The sequence below is a fragment of the Schaalia odontolytica genome, from assembly GCF_005696695.1.
Lineage (GTDB): Bacteria > Actinomycetota > Actinomycetes > Actinomycetales > Actinomycetaceae > Pauljensenia > Pauljensenia odontolytica_C.
Map to the genome: position 1 here is coordinate 2,051,858 of NZ_CP040006.1, position 18,201 is coordinate 2,070,058.

Annotated in this window: 13 protein-coding genes; 3 read left to right on the forward strand and 10 right to left on the reverse strand. The window is 66.1% G+C overall.

The features are described 5' to 3' along the window. Positions 1-40 precede the first annotated feature (40 nt). Entirely contained in the window at positions 41-3,070 is a 3,030-nt protein-coding gene (locus FBF35_RS09145) for a family 20 glycosylhydrolase (RefSeq protein ID WP_060565833.1), read from the reverse strand. 218 nt (positions 3,071-3,288) lie between these two features. Then, positions 3,289-4,017, reverse strand: a complete 729-nt coding sequence (locus tag FBF35_RS09150) for a TrmH family RNA methyltransferase (RefSeq protein WP_060565834.1) — start codon at positions 4,015-4,017, stop codon at positions 3,289-3,291. Between FBF35_RS09150 and FBF35_RS09155 the strand changes: the two genes are divergently transcribed. Both FBF35_RS09155 and pyrE read left to right on the forward strand, forming a co-directional pair. Beyond that, positions 4,016-4,837 carry an HAD-IIA family hydrolase gene (locus FBF35_RS09155; protein ID WP_060565835.1) on the forward strand — a complete coding sequence of 274 codons (822 nt, stop codon included), beginning with the start codon at positions 4,016-4,018 and terminating at the stop codon, positions 4,835-4,837. The two genes, FBF35_RS09150 and FBF35_RS09155, sit on opposite strands and share 2 nt — an antisense overlap. A gap of 26 nt (positions 4,838-4,863) precedes the next feature. Then, positions 4,864-5,433, forward strand: a complete 570-nt coding sequence (gene pyrE / locus FBF35_RS09160; protein WP_060565836.1) for an orotate phosphoribosyltransferase — start codon at positions 4,864-4,866, stop codon at positions 5,431-5,433. A gap of 75 nt (positions 5,434-5,508) precedes the next feature. Here pyrE and FBF35_RS09165 read toward each other — a convergent pair whose 3' ends face one another. Then, positions 5,509-6,297 (reverse strand): SDR family NAD(P)-dependent oxidoreductase, encoded by a 789-nt coding sequence (locus FBF35_RS09165; RefSeq protein ID WP_060565837.1) that lies wholly within the window; start codon positions 6,295-6,297, stop codon positions 5,509-5,511. Between the two features lie 81 nt (positions 6,298-6,378). Further along, positions 6,379-9,456 carry a choice-of-anchor M domain-containing protein gene (locus FBF35_RS09170; RefSeq protein ID WP_060565838.1) on the reverse strand — a complete coding sequence of 1,026 codons (3,078 nt, stop codon included), beginning with the start codon at positions 9,454-9,456 and terminating at the stop codon, positions 6,379-6,381. A 139-nt stretch (positions 9,457-9,595) separates the two neighbouring features. Here FBF35_RS09170 and FBF35_RS09175 point away from each other — a divergent pair, with 139 nt between their 5' ends. Next, positions 9,596-10,411 carry an exodeoxyribonuclease III gene (locus FBF35_RS09175; RefSeq protein ID WP_060565839.1) on the forward strand — a complete coding sequence of 272 codons (816 nt, stop codon included), beginning with the start codon at positions 9,596-9,598 and terminating at the stop codon, positions 10,409-10,411. 78 nt (positions 10,412-10,489) lie between these two features. On the opposite strand, the gene FBF35_RS09180 is transcribed toward FBF35_RS09175, so the two are convergent. The 6 genes from FBF35_RS09180 to FBF35_RS09205 all read right to left on the reverse strand — a co-directional run bounded on the left by FBF35_RS09180 (position 10,490) and on the right by FBF35_RS09205 (position 18,123). Beyond that, positions 10,490-11,293, reverse strand: a complete 804-nt coding sequence (locus tag FBF35_RS09180; RefSeq protein WP_060565840.1) for a serine hydrolase domain-containing protein — start codon at positions 11,291-11,293, stop codon at positions 10,490-10,492. After that, on the reverse strand, positions 11,290-12,078 hold the full coding sequence (locus FBF35_RS09185) for a TetR/AcrR family transcriptional regulator (RefSeq protein ID WP_060565841.1): 789 nt from the start codon (positions 12,076-12,078) through the stop codon (positions 11,290-11,292). The genes FBF35_RS09180 and FBF35_RS09185 overlap by 4 nt, the downstream gene beginning before the upstream one ends. Positions 12,079-12,153: 75 nt before the next feature. Further along, positions 12,154-14,766 carry an ATP-dependent chaperone ClpB gene (clpB, locus tag FBF35_RS09190; protein ID WP_060565842.1) on the reverse strand — a complete coding sequence of 871 codons (2,613 nt, stop codon included), beginning with the start codon at positions 14,764-14,766 and terminating at the stop codon, positions 12,154-12,156. A 120-nt stretch (positions 14,767-14,886) separates the two neighbouring features. After that, positions 14,887-15,549 carry a YbjN domain-containing protein gene (locus FBF35_RS09195; protein WP_060565843.1) on the reverse strand — a complete coding sequence of 221 codons (663 nt, stop codon included), beginning with the start codon at positions 15,547-15,549 and terminating at the stop codon, positions 14,887-14,889. 359 nt (positions 15,550-15,908) lie between these two features. Next, positions 15,909-17,321 (reverse strand): DUF418 domain-containing protein, encoded by a 1,413-nt coding sequence (locus FBF35_RS09200; RefSeq protein WP_060565844.1) that lies wholly within the window; start codon positions 17,319-17,321, stop codon positions 15,909-15,911. Positions 17,322-17,409: 88 nt separating this feature from the next. Further along, a complete protein-coding gene (locus FBF35_RS09205) occupies positions 17,410-18,123 on the reverse strand; it encodes a hypothetical protein (RefSeq protein ID WP_060565845.1) in 714 nt (237 codons plus the stop codon). Positions 18,124-18,201: the final 78 nt, after the last annotated feature.

The window sequence follows — 18,201 nt, forward strand, 5'->3', positions numbered from 1 at the left end:
TTGGACGGTTTTCTTCCAACCCCTCCCCCACTGCTATGCGTCAGTTGGAGCGGCCGATGCGGACTCCGAGTTCGGCGACGGACATGACGTCCGTCAGGTCCTTAGCAACGTCGGCCTGGGCCGAGGTGCCGCGGAACCGGAGGTAGGAGCCGTTGCCCGCAACCGGGATGTCGACGGTGTCGGGGGTGTTGGCCAGGGTCGTCGCGAGGACGGGGTTGCCCTGAGCCTTCACGTCGGCCTTGTTGTCGCCCTGCCCCTTGAGGGCGTCGCGCGATCCAGCGAGGTAGATCTGGACGTCCTTGGCGCGGCCCGAGGCCTTGGGGCCGTTACCGGCGCGCGGCGTGTACGTGACGGCGCAGACGTCGTATCCGGTGGAGCCGTTGCCGATCTTCAGGTCGATCCAGTGGGGCCACTTGCGGGCGTTGTCGGTGCCGGGCAGCTTGGCCTTGTTGGCGTCGATGTACTGGGAGTGCCAGTAGGTCGCGGGGTCACCGTCGGTGGCCATGGATTCCTTGCCGCGCTCCCAGCGTGTTTCGACGGAGTCCGCTGCCACGGCCGCGACCTCGATGCGCGGGCCGCACACGCCGATCAGGCCTTCGCTGGCCACGGTCTTCTCACCGGAGTGCGAGACGGTGACTGTGAAGGTCGCTTCACCGAACTCGGTGGTGGGGCGTGCCCAGAACTTCACGACGCGTGTCTCGCCGGGGGCGAGGCGGTCGATCGGCTGGGGTCCGTTGGCGAGCTTCCAGGAGTTGGAGACGGCGGGGGTCAGGTGGATCTTGGTGGCGTCCGTGGTGCCCTTGTTGGTGACGGAGACCTCGAGGACGGTTTCGCCCCAGTTCTCGTCGCCGATGATGGGCAGGGAGTTGCGATCCATGCCGGACAGGGCGGTCTTCGGGTAGGCCTCGTCACCGACGCGTTTGATGCTCACATCGAGGGCCGAGGAGGCCTGGGAGGTGAGGGTGAAGACCGAGTGGCTGTTGACGGTGACGTCGAACGGCAGCTGCGCGACGGTGCCTTCGGCGGTCTTCTCGCCACCGTTGGGGCGACGCGACAGGTAGCCGGAGTCGATGACGCTCAGGTACTGGTTGGTCATGGCGTTGCGCAGGCGGAAGCCGTCGCCGGCGGGTTCCGCGACCCACTTCTGGGGGTTACGCGTCGCGTAGTCGCCCTGGAACGTGGGGGTGAACTCCTGGCTCGTGTCGGCGCACCCGTAGGCGGTTACCGGGTGTCCGGGGGTCGTCGACACGTGGGACTCGGAGTTAGGCGTTTCCTCGGAGTAGACGGCGAGGCAGCGGTTCGCGTTGACCGAGCGGATCTGGTAGTAGCCGTCGGGGGTGGCGGCCAGCTCCCAGTTATCGGAGGCAGTGCCCGCGGTCGGGGTAGTACCGGACACGCTCAGGGCTCGCCCGTCGGACAGCGCAATCGTGTACTGGCCGGGGGCGAGGGTGTCGCGCGTGGGGTCGACGTAGGTGGAGGGCTCACCCAGGGCCTTGATGCGCGCCTTGAAAGCCTCAACGTTGCCGTCGGCCTTGGGGGTCTTGGCGTTCCAGAACATCTGGGCGCCGTAGCGCAGGCCTTCGGTGACCCAGGCTTCGGCCTCGTGGTCGGTGACCTTGCCGTGGCCACCCTGCCAGATGGAGACCTTGCCGCCGCGGATGGAGGCGTCGGGAACCTTGTAGTCCTCGTTCTGGTAGAACTTGTTCATGTTCCAGTCTTTGTCCTTGTACACGCCCTCGAGGCCCTTCACCTGCATGACGTAGGAGGAAGGCTGGTCGCGGTAGTAGTACAGCGCGGAGGAGGCGTTGACGACGGTGTAACCCGCGTCGACGAGGGTCTTGACGGGCAGGCCGCGGTTGGCGTCCTTCTTGCTGGATTCGCCCTTGCCCCAGTATTCGATGATGACGTCCTTGTCGACCGGGATGCGCGAGATGTCGGCGATGCCGTCGTTCCACACGCGCAGCGTGCCGCCGCGAGACTTGACGTGCGCGTTGACCTTGTTGATGAAGTCATTGAACGCGGCGTCGAAGGTCATGGACTGGTCGCCGTAGTGGCTGCGAATCTGTGCGAGGTACTTCTTGAACTCGCCGGGGCCCTGCTTGAAGAAGAACTCGTCGGCGCCCATGTGCCATTCGGTGGAGCCGAAGGTGTCCATGTACTCGTCGATGAGGTCGAAGTAGAACTGCTGGGCGGCGGGGTCGATGAAGTTGAGGTGGTTGGGGCTCTTCTTGCCGGAGTCGTCGGAAACCTGGTACTGCGGGAAGTTGCCGAGGATGGTGCCGGTGTGGCCGGGGGCGTTGAGGAGCGGGACGACGCGAACGCCGACCTCGCGGCCGTGCTCGACGATCGCCTTGACTTCATCCTTCGTGTAGTAGGAGAAGGAGGTGGTGGCGGGGTACTTGTCGGACTTGATGCGCAACTCGAGGGACAGGTAGTTCATCTTCAGGTCGGACATGCGGTCGATCTGTCGGGTGATCCAGTCCGGGGTGATGTGGGTGCCGCAGGCGCACAGGGTGGCGCCACGGTCGGCGAAGCGCGGAATGTCGGTGATGCTACCGGCGGGCACGGTGCCCTGGCCGGCGCGCACAGCCTGTTCGATGGTGCGGGCACCCCACAGGAGGCCGGAGCGGGTGGCGGCCACGACCTGGGCACCGTTTGCGCTGACGGTCAGCTGGTAGCCCTCATCACCGAGGTCGGTGCGGGACGCGTTGATCGTGAGGGAGACGGCGTTGGAGGCGGGGGCTGCGCCGGTACCCTCGGTGATGCCGGTGATGCCGGCGTCGGTGAGAGCGCGGCTCAGCAGGGCACTGACGCCGGCAGCGTCGGCGGAGTCAGTGCGGACGATCTGCAGTCCGCTGGCAGGAGTCCAGGAGCCCGAGGCCGGGGCCCATCCTTCGAGGGAGGGGATCGTTCCGGGGACTTGGCTGGCCGCCTGCGCGTTCAGGTGGGAGGTCAGGGGGACGAGGACCGCGGCGACGAGGGCACACACGGACGCGAGGATGAGCGCGACTTTCGCTCGGGTGCGCGCGAGCCGCGGCGCCCGCGCATGGCTTGGCGATGACTGAGGCATTAATTCTCCTGTTCAACGGTTTGCTTCCACGCAAACTGTCCAAAGCCCGAATTAAAACGGATGCTCCGTATCCATTCCGACTACTTTTTGGCCTGCAAATGCTATCAAAGATCGGAGGATAAAAACAATAGAAACGGTAAAAGATGAGTTAGCCAGCGAGAATATCGGTCAACCGGGTTAATTAGTGTATTTCAGTTTGACACTTCGCCCACAAGTCACTAGTTTTGCGCGCCCTCCAGACGCGACGCGTGCGCCCACATAACGATCGCGGCGGCATGACCAACGTTCATCGACCGAGTCGAACCGCGCTGAGTAATGGCGACGACAATGTCGCACGCCCGGATCATCTCCTCGCTCAATCCGGAGGCCTCGGATCCAAAAACGAGGCACGCGCGCTCAGGCAGCACCGCACCTTCGAGCGCGACGGACCCCTCAACGTTGTCAACGCCGACGAGTGCCAAGCCTTCCTTCAAGCAATGCTCAACGAGTTCACGCACTTCGGGACGGTGATCCACCGGCAGGTAGCGGTCGGTGACCATCGCGCCGCGTCGGTTCCACCGCTTGCGCCCCACGACATGCACGCGGCGCGCACCCAGAGCATTCGCCGTTCGCACAATCGACCCGATGTTGAAGTCGTGATCGAGATTCTCCACTGCCACCTCGAAGGGCAGCGAGCGGGCTGCGATGTCCGCGCGGATCGCGTCCATCGTCCAGTAGCGGTAGCGGTCTTCGACGTTGCGCCGATCCCCCGCCTTCAGGAGCTCCCGGTCGTAGTGCTCGCCGACCGGCCAGGCGGCCTCCCCACCCGGCCACGGACCGACCCCGACCTGCCCGGACTGCGCGGCCCCGGCCTCGTCGTTCCCGCACGCGCCATCACGCGCGATGTCACACCCGTTTTCGAACTCGTTCACGGATCCCACCCTAGCGGCACCGTAGAATGGAGGCATGACTGCCCTGACGCACGAACCAACACCCCTGACCGATCTGCCTCCCGTCACCGCGTGGCTCTCCGACATGGACGGCGTCCTGGTCAAGGAGAATCGGGCGCTTCCTGGCGCGAACGAGTTCCTCTCGGCGCTGCGCGAGAAGAACATCCCCTTCCTGGTCCTCACGAACAATTCGGTGTTCACGAACCGCGACCTGTCCGCGCGCCTGGCGAACTCCGGCCTGGACATCCCCGAGGACAACATCTGGACCTCCGCGAATGCGACGGCCGCGTTCCTGCACCAGCAGTCGCCCGGCTCAACCGCGTACGTGATCGGCGAGGCCGGCCTGACCACCGCGATCCACACCGCGGGATACGTCATGACGGAGATCGATCCCGAGTTCGTGGTGCTCGGCGAGGTGCGTTCCTACGACTTCCACGCGCTGACCCACGCGATCCGCCTCATCGAGGGCGGCGCGAAGTTCATCGCGACCAACCCTGACGTGTCGGGCCCCTCCGACGAAGGAACCCTCCCCGCCTGCGGCGCCATCGCGGCGATGATCACGGCGGCGACCGGGAAGAAGCCCTACTTCGTGGGCAAGCCGAACCCCGTCATGATCCGCGCTGGCCTGAACAAGATCGGCGCGCACTCCGAGAGCGCCGCCATGGTCGGCGACCGCATGGACACGGACGTGCGCGCGGGCGTCGAGGCCGGCCTGCGCACCCACCTCGTCCTGTCGGGCTCTACCGCCCGCGAAGACGTCAACAATTTCCCGTTCCGCCCCTTCGGTATCCACGAGGGCATCGGCGATCTCATTGAGCTCGTCGAGGCGGCGCACTGACCCACACCGATCCGGAAGGAACACCCATGACCAACGATTCCCACAAGGCGCGCCTGGCTGCCCTCGTCCAGGAGCTGTCCGTCATCCACGAGAAGGTCATCCTGGCCTCGGGCCGCGAGTCCGACTTCTACGTCGATATGCGCCGTTCGACCCTGCACCACGAGGCGGCCCCCCTCATCGGCCACGTCATGCTGGACCTCCTGGAGGAGTCCGGCTTCGCGGTCGGCGAGGAGTACGTGGCCGTCGGCGGTCTGACGATGGGCGCTGACCCCGTCGCGACCGCGATGATGCACGCCGCCGCGTCGCGCGGCCTGGACCTGGACGCATTCGTCGTGCGTAAGGCCGCGAAGGATCACGGCATGAAGCGCCGCATCGAGGGCCCGGACGTCGTGGGTAAGAACGTCGTCGTCCTCGAGGACACGTCGACGACCGGCGGCTCCCCGCTGGAGGCCGCACTCACGCTGCGCGAGGCCGGCGCGAACGTCGTCGCCGTCGCAGTGATCGTGGACCGCGCAACGGGCGCGAAGGAGCGCATTGAGGCCGAGGGCTTCCCGTACTTCTACGCGCTGGGCCTGGAGGACATCGGCCTGGCCTGATTCAGCTTGCATTGACGAGGCCGGGGCCGGGTTCTGCGTGAACCTGGCCCCGGCCTCGTTTCAGTGCACGCGCCCTTACATGTGGGGGACGGAGCGCATGGCGCGCGCTGTCACCCAGCGCGGGGCCAGCTTCATGGCTCCCATGGCGACCTTGTAGGGGATGGTCGGGGTGACCTGAACGCGACCCGCACGCACGGCGTCGAGGGCCTCCGTGACGACCTGTTCCGGGCTGGCCATGAGCCAGGAGGGGGTCGCACGCATGTCGACGCCCGCGCGCTCGAAGAACGGCGTGTCGACGGGGCCGGGGCACACGACTGTGGCGGTGATTCCCGATCCCTTAAGCTCGGCGGCGAGGCCCTCGGTGAAGGCAACGACCCAGGCCTTGTGGGCGGAGTAGGTGCCCGCGCCCGTGCGCGAGGCGACAGAGCCAACGTTGAGGATGGCGCCGCGTCCGCGCGAGCGCATGGAGATGCCGGCGTGGTGGGCCAGGGTCATGACAGCGCGGACCATAACGTTCAGGCCGTTGATTTCGTTCTCGAGGCTGTTGTCCAGGAACTCGGTTCCCAGTCCGAAGCCTGCGTTATTGACGAGGAGGTCCACGGGAGCCAGGTCAGGCTTGTCGCGGTCTGCGGGTCCTCCCACGTCGAGGCGGGCGGCAACGCGCGCGCAGCCCTCATCGGTCGACAGGTCAGCGGCGATCACCTCGGCGCGCACGCCGGCGACGTTCGCGAGCGAGTCCGCGAGCGCACGCAGGGCGTCTTCGCTGCGCGCGACGAGCACCAGGTCGTGGCCCGCAGCGGCCAGTTGCCAACAGAATTCTTCACCAATGCCGGAGGTTGCTCCGGTGACCAGCGCTGTTCCCATGGGGGAAGTCTAGCGCCGCATGGTGCGCGCAGCACGAAGCCGGGGCGGGAACGCTTCGCGCTCCCGCCCCGGCTTGGCGTGTCATCGGGTCCGGATCAGGTATCCAGCTCCACCGCCGGCGAGGGCCGCCGGGATGACGAGGAGGACGAGCCAGTAGGGGCTCCATCCGCCCGATCGGCCGCTCTCGGCGGCCGCAGCGATCGGCACGGCGCCCGATGCGTCGGCCGTCCCGTTCTCGGGGGCGGCCACGCCACCGCTCTGCGCGACCTCACCGCTCTGCGCACCGCTCTGGGGCGCAGCAGAGGGGCTCGCGGACGGGGTGGCCGCGGGGGCCGCCTTCGGGGCAGTCACGGGTGCAGAGCTGGCCGCACCGGTCGTTCCAGTTGCCGCTCCGTTGCTGCGAGCAGCCGGAGCGCCGGTCGCGCTACCGCCGGTCGCCGCATAGGCCGGCGAACGGGTCGCGCCGGACGAGGCCGGGGTGCCTGCGTTTGTCGCGGGCGCTGCGGGCGCTCGAACCGGGCCGCCAGTGGGTGCGGGAGCCGGGAAGGGGCGCGGCATCGGTGCAGGATCCGCAGACGGAGCGGGAGCCGGAGCGGGGTCCGCAGTCGGAGCCGGAGCGGGGTCCGCAGTCGGGGCCGGAGCGGGGTCCGCAGTCGGGGCCGGGGCGGGATCCGCAGTCGGCGCCGGAGCGGGGTCCGTCGTCGGCGCGGGGGCCGGGGCGGGGTCCACAGTCGGCGCGGGAGCCGGAGCAGGGTCCACGCTCGGAGCCGGAGCCGGGTCCGTTGTGGGCGCCGGGAAAGGCGTCGGCATCGGTGCGGGAGCCGGATCGACGCTCGGTGCGGGAGCCGGGTCAGTCGTTGGCGCGGGTGCGGGCGTCGGCTCGGGTGCCGGGGTGGGGACCGGCTCCGGCACCGGGGAGGGTCCGGGCGACGGCGTCGGAACGGGCTCTTCCTCGACCGGCGCGGGCTGCTCATTGCGGTGTCCGGATCGGACGATCACAGTGAAGGACTGAGGCTCGACGAGGCTGCGTTCGCCGCTGCGTGCGCCCACCTCGATGCGGTAGGTGCCGGGCGCACTGAAGACCCAGTTGCCGTGCATGTGCGTCGCTTCGGTCGTGTGGACGAGGCCGTCGCCCTTGGACGAGTCGAAGTGGACCTTCGCACCCGCCCCGAAGGTGCCGCCCTGGAAGAATGCGACGCGCGCGCCTTCGGGGGCCTGCGCGAGGTGCAGGGTCAGGTCCGCGCCCTCGGGCAGGGCCGCGTAGTCGATGCCCTCGGTGGACAGGCCGGGCCACACGATGTCGCTGTTCTGTGTCTCGGGCAGCACGTAGGTGGCGGTGCCCACCGGTCCGAGCACGTCGTAGCTCGCATCCGACAGGGAGGCGGGGCGCACGAAGCGCGCGTTGGGTGCGACCGTGAGGGTCGTGGAGCCGACGGTGCGCAGCACCGAGGTGCGCGCGTTGGTCAGGGAGTCATCCTTGACGGCCAGGCCGTAGGTGAGTCCGCCCTCGCCGCTCGCCTGGGTGAGGCGCACGTCCAGGTGTCCGCGCGCGATCTCCACCGGGTCGCTCAGCAGGGACGAGGCCGGGTCCGGGGTTGGGTCGTTTCCGCCGTTATCGGGGGCGGGAGCAGGCGCGGGCGTCGGGTTCGGCGCGGGCTCCGGTTCCTCGGGGGCGGCGACACCATCGCGCATCTTGAGCATCGCGGTGAGGCCCACGTGGGCGCCAACGGTGACGTCGGAGGCCTCTGCGACGGTCATGACCGCGTCAGAGAGCGGGTGGGGGCGCAGGGTGACGCGCATGTACATGGGGTCGGTCTGGCACACGCCGAGGTCCTGGGCCTTCGTGTCCATGCCGCCCGCGCCCAGGGTGCCTTCCATGGAGCACCAGGGGCTGAAATCCCACTTGGATTCGAGGAACTCGATCTTGTAGGTGGCGCGCAGGGTCGGGTCGTTGGCGCGCACCGTGGCGGTGTACTGATCGGTCGATCCGGGGATGAGGTCGTAGGAGACCTCGACGCGGCGCGAGGAGATCGGCAGGTGGTCGGGGTTCCAGACGGGAGCCGGGTCCGGGTTGGAGGGGCCGAGGATCGTGTCGGTGCCACCGACGGTGACGGGTTCGGTGTCCTTCTGGGAGTACTGAACGGTCTGGGAGATCCAGCGAGCCGAGGCGGAGTCGCTGGGAATGTAGATCGCCTGGACGGCAGCAGCATCGGCGCCCAGCAGCTCGGAGACCGTCGCTCGGCCACCTTCAACGGGAACCTCGGTGAGGAAGTAGCCGTTGACGGTGATCCACGCGCGACCCGTGTCGGTGGCGACGCCCGTGTCGAGCGTGATGTCGGTCAGGTGGTTGTCGCCGGGGTGCTCGCGCTCGCCGTGGTGCGACACGGTGAGCGTCGGGGTAGCCGCGTTGCCGTCGGCGCGCTCAGCGCGCGCCGCGTTGTACGCGGATTCAATGTCCTTGATCGTGCCGTCGGCGGGGTTCGCGCCGCCGACCTGCCAGACCAGCGGCGTAATCGGCGAGGAGTAGATAGCGGTGCCGTCGGCGCTGCGGGCGGTCATCTTGTAGTTCGCGACATAGCGACCCGGCTGCGTGAAGGTCGTGTACAGGTGCGTGTGGCGCGGGTTGTAGACGCTGCGGTATGCGGTGTCGTGACTGGAGAGGAAGCGGTTCACGCTGTCGCCGTTGTCAATGAACATCTCCATGCGACCCGGGCCGTCGACGCTGATGAGGTCGAGCGTGTAGGTCTCGCCCTCGAACTTGTCGGTGTCTCCAATTTCGCCGGCGCCGAGGCCCGCCCAGATGGGCGTATTACCGGGGCCGGGATTCTGGGGGGCAGCGTTCAGGACGGTGCCTTCGGTCCCCAGGAAGGCCAGGTCGGGACGCTTGGCCGGGATGACGAGCTGCGACTTCGCCTCGTCTTTCTCGCCTGTGCCGGTCCACGCCTTGGGGATCCACAGAGCGGTCTTCTCCATCGGCATGTTGATGGTGTTCAGAGAGAAGCTGTTGGTGTCGTCATGCCAGACGGGGATGGGTGCATCAACGTGCTGTCCGGTAACGATCCATTCCTTGTCCTGGTCGGGACCGGCCCACGCGGCGGCGGGGGTCAATGCCAGGAAGAGGGCGAGCGCAGCCGTGCTGATGCGTCGCAGGTGTGACATTCGAGTGCCTTTTCTAGCTATGTTGTTGGTGAGAATCATTATCACTCTAAATAAGCTCACACACAACTCACACCGATCAGGCATGTTTCACGCGTGTTTCACGCAGCCTCACCTCTCCCCCGCCGATAGGCTCGACCCCATGAGATTTGCGACCTGGAACGTCAACTCCATCCGCACGCGCGTCGACCGCGCTATTGCTTTCCTCGAGCGCTCGGGAACGGACGTACTCGCCATGCAGGAAATTAAGTGTCGCCCCGACCAGTTCCCGACACAAGCCTTTGAGGAGGCCGGCTACCACGTCGCCATCCACGGTCTCAACCAGTGGAACGGCGTCGCCGTCGCTTCCCGTCTGCCAATCCTGGACGTGCAGGACCACTTCCCCACCCAGCCCGCCTTTGGCGAACCGCCCGTGGTCGAAGCTCGCGCGCTCGGCGTCACCATCGACACGACCGACACCCTTCCCTCCGAGGACGGGCAGGCCTCGTCGATGACGATCTGGAGCCTGTACGTCCCCAACGGCCGCGAGCTCACGCACGCGCACTACGCCTACAAGCTGGAGTGGCTCGCGAACCTCGCCGAGCAGGGCCGCGCCTGGCTCGCCAACCCGAGCGCCCTGATTGCCCTCGTCGGCGACTGGAACGTCGCTCCCCTGGACGAGGACGTGTGGGACATGAGCGCCTTCGAGGGAGCCACGCACGTGTCGGCGCCCGAGCGCGAGGCCTTCGCCGCTTTCGCCGCGGACGGGTGGGTTGAGGTCACGCGCGAGCGCGTCACGAACTACACCTACTGGGACTACCAGAAGCTGCGCTTCCCCAAGAACGAGGGCATGCGCATCGACTTCGCCTACTGCTCGCCGGCGCTCGCTGCACGTGTGAGCGGCGCACAGATCGACCGCGACGAGCGCAAGGGCAAGGGCGCGTCCGACCACGTGCCCGTCATCATCGACGTCGACTGAGAGGCGAACGAGGCCGGAACTCGGCCGGCCGACACAGGTCGAGGCCTGGGCGCGTGCCCAGGCCTCGTTCCGTATCGATTACGCGTGCTCACGCGCGAGGCGCAGCAGCTCGGAATTGAGGGCCGACCAGTTGTCGTGATGCCACTGCCCGAAAGGCTCCGCGCCAACGAAGGCGGCGCTGGCGCGAAGGTCACGGTCCGCCCACACGAAGGAGCCGGACTGGCCGAAGTGCCCGATCGTGCGCGGGGAGGCGTCGGGCGCGGTCCAGTGCGGCGACTTCTCACCGCGAATCTCGAGGCCGAGGCCCCACGGGCAGGGATTGAAACGCCCGTAGCCGGGCACAACGCCTGCGAGCGCGGGAAACTGCGATAGTGCGGCGAGGGCTGCCAAGGGGCCGCCCACCAGCGTTGGACTCGCAAGCTCAGCGCCGAAGAGGCTGACGTCGGACGCACTGGCGATCCCCGCATGGGCGGGGCTACCGGGAATATCAGCCCTCGCCATGCCGAGCGGCTCAAAGACCGTCTCACGCACCCACTGCGCAATGCCGACGCCAGTCGCGGCCTCAATCACCTCGCCGAGGACGTCGAAGCCCTCGTTCGAGTAGATCCGGCGCTTCTCGGGAGCAGCGACGGGGCGGCGCCCCTCGAACGGCAGGCCCGAGGCGTGGGCGAGCAGGTGACGGACCGTCGCCGCCTCGGGACCAGCGGGATCATCGAGGGAAATCAGGCCTCGTTCGACCGCGACCAACGCCGACCACGCGACGATCGGCTTGGTCACCGACGCGAGCGGGAAGACGCGATCGACGTCTCCGTACGTATAGACGACGTCGCCCTCGACACGAAGGACGAGGGCGACATCAAAGGATGGCAGAGGGCCGATCACGCGGTGGCCTCCGGAGCCGGAGCCGCACCTGCCTCGGCGGCTGCGGTGGTCTTTTCGCTGATCTTACGCAGGGTGCGTGCGTAAACTTCCGCGACCTCCTCGGGGACCGAGGCCCCGAGCTGCAGCACGTAGTGCGCAGGCAGGCGCAGGAGCTGCACACACACAGCAAGGAAGTCCGCCACGAACTCACGAGCGTCGATCGGTTCGTCGTTGTAGCGAGCCGAGACGACGGAGCCGTACCAGTAGCGGATGAGGATCCTCGCAAGCGTGCGAGGAGTGGTGCCGATCTCGGCGCCTTCCTCGTCCACGAAGGTCTGGATCATCGCAGTGAGGGCTTCCTCCATCTGCTGGGTGCGGTACTTGTAGTGTGCGTGTGCAGGGTGCGTCTCAGAGGAGGACTCAGCCCACAGGACACAGTCCAGTGCGATGGCCGCATCGGCGCCGGGCTTCATGGCGAAGCGCATTTCCCCGACCGCCCAGTCAACAAACGAGCCTGCGGTGATACCACCCTCGTCGAACCCACCTTCGGCCTCTTCGTTAATGGAGACGTCGAAGAGCGCGTTCATTTCCTCGTGACGCTGGATTGCGCTGCGCAGGATGGCTTCCTTCGAAGGGAAGTGATAGACCACCGCGGGGTGCGAAATGCCGACTCGGCGGCCAAGGTCACGCAGGGAAAAGCCGTTATAGCCTCGCTCTGCAATCAGAACCATCGCTGCCGAGAGGATGGATTCACGCGTCGCCTGTCCTACGGAGTAGGCGCCACGGGCCTTCCTCTGGGTTGTCATATCATCTCCTGCTGTTGCGGGCACCACATACCGAGCGCCCGAAATACACACTGGTAGTCAGTGTACCGCGCAATCTCAGGGTTTATCAACATTCATGACAAGCCCGTCAATGGAATCGTTGATGTCAACTGTCACATTCTGACCATCTTGAACGTCTCCACTGAGCAGCAGCTTGGCCAGTCGATCGCCAATCTCGCGCTGAATCAAGCGGCGCAGCGGGCGCGCTCCGAAGGCCGGATCGTAGCCGACTCGAGCGAGCCATCCACGGGCCGGTTCGGTTACTGTCAAACCGATGCGACGCTCGCGCAGGCGAGACTCCAGCGACGCGACGAGCAAATCGACGATCTCGCCCAGATTTTCGCGGGTAAGAGCGTCAAACATGACCGTCTCATCCAGCCTATTGAGGAACTCCGGACGGAAGGCCGCCGACACGACGGACATGACAGACTCCCGCTTTTCTTCGGGTGTCAAGTCCGGGTCCGCCAGGAACTGCGATCCGAGGTTCGAGGTGAGGATCAGAATGGTGTTGCGGAAGTCGACCGTCCGCCCCTGTCCGTCAGTGAGACGTCCGTCATCCAGAACCTGCAAAAGAATGTCGAAAATCTCAGGATCGGCCTTCTCAACTTCGTCCAGCAGAACGACGGAGTAGGGACGACGACGCACCGCCTCGGTCAGCTGACCGCCCTGCTCGTAGCCCACGTACCCCGGAGGGGCACCGACGAGGCGCGCCACCGAGTGCTTTTCGGAGTACTCGGACATGTCGATACGCACCATCGCACGCTCGTCGTCGAAGAGGAACTCCGCGAGCGCCTTGGCCAGCTCCGTCTTACCCACACCCGTCGGGCCGAGGAAAAGGAACGAACCGGTCGGACGGTTCGGGTCAGACAGGCCTGCACGGGAGCGACGGACCGCATCGGACACCGCACGCACGGCATCTTTCTGACCGATCAGGCGCTTTCCGAGCTCATCCTCCATGTGCAGGAGCTTGTCCGTCTCCGTTTGCAGGAGCTTACCCGTCGGAATTCCGGTCCACGCCTCGATCACCTCGGCGATCTCTGCGGGGCCGACCTTCTCGGCGATCATCGGCTCGTCGTCGCTTCGAGCATCCTGCTCCTCGGCCTGCGCTTCTGCCTCAGCAATCTGACGCTCGACGGCCGGGATTTCACCGTTCTGCAGGCGCCCGGCTTCCTCCCAGCGTCCCTCGCGCACGGCCAGGTCCAGCTGGGTACGCAGCGAGTCGAGCTGGACGCGCAGCTCACCAACGCGGTTGTGGCCAGCCTTCTCAGCCTCCCAGCGAGCCGTCAGAGCACGCAGGCTCTCCTCGCGGTCAGCGAGGTCGGCACGCAGCTTGCTCAGCCGCTCCTGGGTAGCCTCATCGAGGCCCTCCGGATCGGACTCGGTCAGGTAGGACTCCTCCATGCGGAGGCGATCCACGCTGCGGCGCAGCTCGTCGATCTCGACGGGCGAGGAGTCCAGCTCCATGCGCAGGCGCGAGGCCGCCTCGTCGATCAGGTCGATCGCCTTGTCAGGCAGCTGACGCCCCGTGATGTAGCGGTTCGACAGGGTCGCCGCGGCAACGAGCGCACCGTCGGAGATGGTCACCTTGTGGTGCGCCTCGTACTTCGGCGCGATACCGCGCAGGATCGCAACCGTGTCCTCAACCGAGGGCTCGCCGACGAACACCTGCTGGAAGCGGCGCTCAAGCGCCGGGTCCTTTTCGATGTTCTCGCGGTACTCGTCGAGGGTGGTCGCGCCGACCATGCGTAGCTCGCCGCGGGCGAGCATGGGCTTGAGCATGTTGCCCGCGTCCATCGCACCTTCGGAGCCGCCACCCGCACCAACGACGGTGTGCAGCTCGTCGATGAAGGTGATGATCTGCCCGTCCGAGCGCTGAATCTCAGCGAGGACCGCCTTCAGGCGTTCCTCGAACTCACCGCGGTACTTCGCGCCGGCAACCATCGACGCAACGTCGAGGGAGACGAGGCGCTTGTCGCGCAGGGACTCCGGGACGTCGCCCGCAACGATGCGCTGGGCGAGGCCTTCAACGACGGCCGTCTTGCCGACGCCGGGCTCGCCGATCAGAACAGGATTGTTCTTGGTACGACGGGACAGGACCTGCACGACGCGGCGAATCTCGTTGTCGCGGCCGATGACCGGATCGAGCTTGCCTTCGCGCGCCACCTCCGTCAGGTCCCGCCCGTACTTGGACAGGGCCTCGAAGGACCCCTCGGGGTCCGCCGAGGTGATCGGATCGGGGCGCAGCTGCGCGAGGGCCTGCGTCAGCGCATCAGCTTCGACGCCGCCCTGGGTGAGGATACGCCCCGCCTCGGTCTGCGACGCAGCCAGCGCGATCAGCAGATGCTCGGTCGAGATGTACTGGTCGCCGCCAGCCTCGGCGCGCTCGCCAGCGTCGCGAACGACCGCGAGAAGAGCGTTCGAGGGCTGGGCGCTTCCGGCGGATGCGCCCTGCGCACTCGGGAGCGCCACGAGGGCATTGCGAGTGCGCGCGCCGATCGCGCGCACGTCGGCCCCAACGGCCTCGAGCAGGGAGAGCGCGATACCTTCGCGCTGTTCAATCAGTGCTTCGAGCAGGTGGATGGGCTCCACCTGCGGGTTACCGGCTGCACCGGCAGCCTGGAGCGCAGAGGAGACGGCCTCCTGCGCCTTTGTCGTCATTTCACGTGCCATGAAATCACTCCTCCAAATGGTTTGTCTGGTGGCGTCGAGCTACTCAACGCCTTCTGACAGACACAACGAAGCCGAAGTTGAGTCTATTCCACTCAACTTCAATTTTGGGGAGGATGTGAGTCAGCTCTCGGGAAGCCAGGCAGGGCCATCAAACCCGCGCTGATGACCGCCGGCAGGACCGGACCCTTCATCATCATCAAGGCCATAGCGCTCCTCGAGCGCGCGGAAAAGCTGAAGGGTTGTCGCCAGCGCACACATCACCTGCTGCACGAGCTGCGCATCCGTCGCACCATACTCGTAATCGGCATTCACCTCGGCGACGACACGGTCCCCCTCGTCCTGATCGGCGACGTAGGCCTTGGGCCACAGGAACTCGCCGTGCCACGCCTGCAGGAAGTCACGCAGATCCTCACCAAATTCAATGGGAACGAGGCTCTTCATGAAGGCAACGATCGACAGCACCTCGCGCGAGTCTCCGAGGAAGCGGAAGCAGAACAGATGCCCCTCCCAGAAACCGCAGAGATCTCCATCGCTATCGATACGCCACGCCCACCCCTCAGAGTCAAAAAGGAGCCCTAGGCGCTCCTGCGTGATGGGACGAACCATATCGAAACGATTGGCTTCAAACTCCGAATTACCCGTGACAATTCCTTCCGGAGGTGCTGCATTGCTACCTCCCCATTGTTCCATATCAGAGGCGGTATCGTCCGGCAGTTCGCGGCGGCGAGGCGTCTCCTCACCGTCGGTTCCTCCGTCGGCATCCGCCCGCCATAGCCAGCCCATGATGTACCCCTAGTCGTGCCGATGATTGATGACGCGCCACTGCGTCGCTACCGATGGGGCGAGAGCGCGCCGATCGCCCCTGACTGCGATCTGCACATGCATACCCATTGGCGCCTCCTCAGCTCACCTCATCGTGTTACCAGCACGTGTCTTGGTAACTTCACAGTAGCGCAGAAACCGCGAAAAACCAACGCCCTTGACAGTTTCAGGGCCCCGGAGCGGACTCGCAATAAGACGGCGCGTCGCCATCGTCGCAGCTCACCCCACAGTGCTCACATCACTTCATAACAAATGTTTCGTTGCTCACATTTTGATATAGCCCTTGCACGCAGAGCTCATTTCTATTAAATAGGAAAATTTCACTCGCCTTCGCACGTACTGCCCTGCGCACTCCCCTTGGGCTCGACACCTGGCGCAGGGTCCGGAGCCACCGGGAACGACGAGGCCGGCGCGACTCCTGTGGACGCGCCCGAGCGGACGACGGGAAGGGGCACGAAGGCCGGCATCGGCCTCTTCTTGGCGCTCTTCGCGACCAGCCAGCGCAGCGCCCACTCAGCGGGACCGCGCGACGATCCCAAAGCCTCGGCGATGGCGCAGCCCACGCCGATCAGCGCCCACACGACGAGCGCGATCAGGCCGGACACGGCGACGCCCAACGAGCGCACACCAAACGAGATCGACAACCCACAGATGAGGATGAAGAGCAGCGTCTGGGACAGGTAGGCGGTCATCGAACGACGACCGATCGCGCTGAGGAAAGCGCACGCGGTGCCCAGCTTCTCGCGCGGGCCGCCGCCCACGAGGGCCAGAAGCGCCAGCCAGCCGCACGCACCCGCGACCCCCGAAGCATGGAACAGCGGGTAGGACCAGGCGGCCGAGCCAGCGAATGCCCAATCCAGCTGCATGAGCGCGAAAGGCAACCCTCCGAGTGCTCCGATCCCCAGGCCGCACGCCGCGATGCCGGACAGCAACGCCCCACGCCCACGCGGGTCCTGGAGGAGGCCCCAGCGCGCCACGCCCACGCCGATCATGACGCAGGGAACCACCAGAGCCGTGAGGACAGTCATCGGCGTCGCGATGAGCCAGGAGGCAACAGACACCAGCGGATACCCCACGTCCAGCGATACAGGATCGTGGAACTCCAACATCATCGGTTCTCGGCCCATGAACGCCGCCATCGACCAGATTCCCAGCAGACTTAAGGAGCCAATGAGTGCGCCGACCAGCACACGCACCCATGCGCGCGTCATGACGATCACCTCAGCAAAAACCACCGCAACCAGGCCATACGCCCCGATGATGTCACCCGAGAAGAAGACAGCATGCACCAGGCCGAAGGCCAGCATCCACCAGCCGCGACGGCGAATCAGGCGCGAGGCCGTGCGGCGCGCATAACGCTCGACGTTCTCCTCGACAATCTGTCGTTGGACGGGATGCCAGCCGGCAACCTCCTCGGCAGTGAAGGTCTCCATGGCGGCCCGGCGCTCACGTTCCATCGTGCGCGAGGCCATGATCGCCATGCCGAAACCGAACAGGATCGAGAACAGCGGGTAGGCCCTGCGATCAACGAACAGGGTCCGCGCCAGGTACCACCACTGGTCGGCGCTGCCCATCGCCGCAAGCGCCGCATGCCCGGCGTGAGGCGCCTCCGGGAAGTACCTGAGCCAAAAGGGGACGTTTGCGAGCGCAATGAGCGCGAGCATGAAGCCGCGCGCGACGTCGGGGGCCGGGTATCGAAGCTGGCGTTCTCCCGTGAAAGACAGGGTGTCCATGGCGTCCTTCCTCGTGGTGGTGTTAGTGCGACAAAGGGGCGAGGCCGGAGAGTCTGTCCGGGCCTCGCCCCTGATCACGTCGCACGGGTCAGTACATCGCTGACATCATGGCCTGCTGCTGAAGCTCTTTGGTCTTACTGCCGGCTCGAACCACGAGGACGATACCGACGATCAGCAGGACGATGCCAGTGACGCCAACCACGGTGCTCCACAGGAACGCGCCGGTGGTCGAACCCACCATCTCCTCACCGCTCGCGGGAAGTCCCGTGATCCGTGCGGTGGACGGCAGGCCCTGGCACTGGATCCTGTAAGTACCCTGCGCCAGACCATCGAGGTAAAACACCTCCCCACTGCCCTGCAGCTGCTTCATCTCGAAGCTCTGGTTGCTTGCATTGATCAGCGCGCACGAGGACGCCTTATCGGGAGAGAGAGACACCGTGTAGCTACCGTTAGCGCCAACCTCGACGTTCCCACCGTTCGATACGACAGCGCCAGCGGCCATGTTTTCAGCTATGCCCGTAAGCCCCTGGAACATGAGGACGAAGAAAAGGATGGGGGCGGCGACAAAAGACGCGAGGACGCCCAGGACGATGAGAATGGTGCCGGGGGCCTTGCTGGGGCCCTTCACGATCGGCATCGGGGCCGGACCACCGTAGCCTCCACCCTGGAAGTTCTGAGGTCCTCCCTGCATCGGCATGCCCTGCATGGGCATACCCTGCATCGGAGCTCCCGCTCCGTTGTCACCGTACTGGGGCCAGGGTGTGCCCTGATTGCCCGGGACACCGTAGGTGGGATTCGACATGCGCGTGCCTTCCTAAAGGAAATTTTACTTAAGCATAACAATGCGGCACGCGGACTGAACAGTGCGCCGACGCGATTG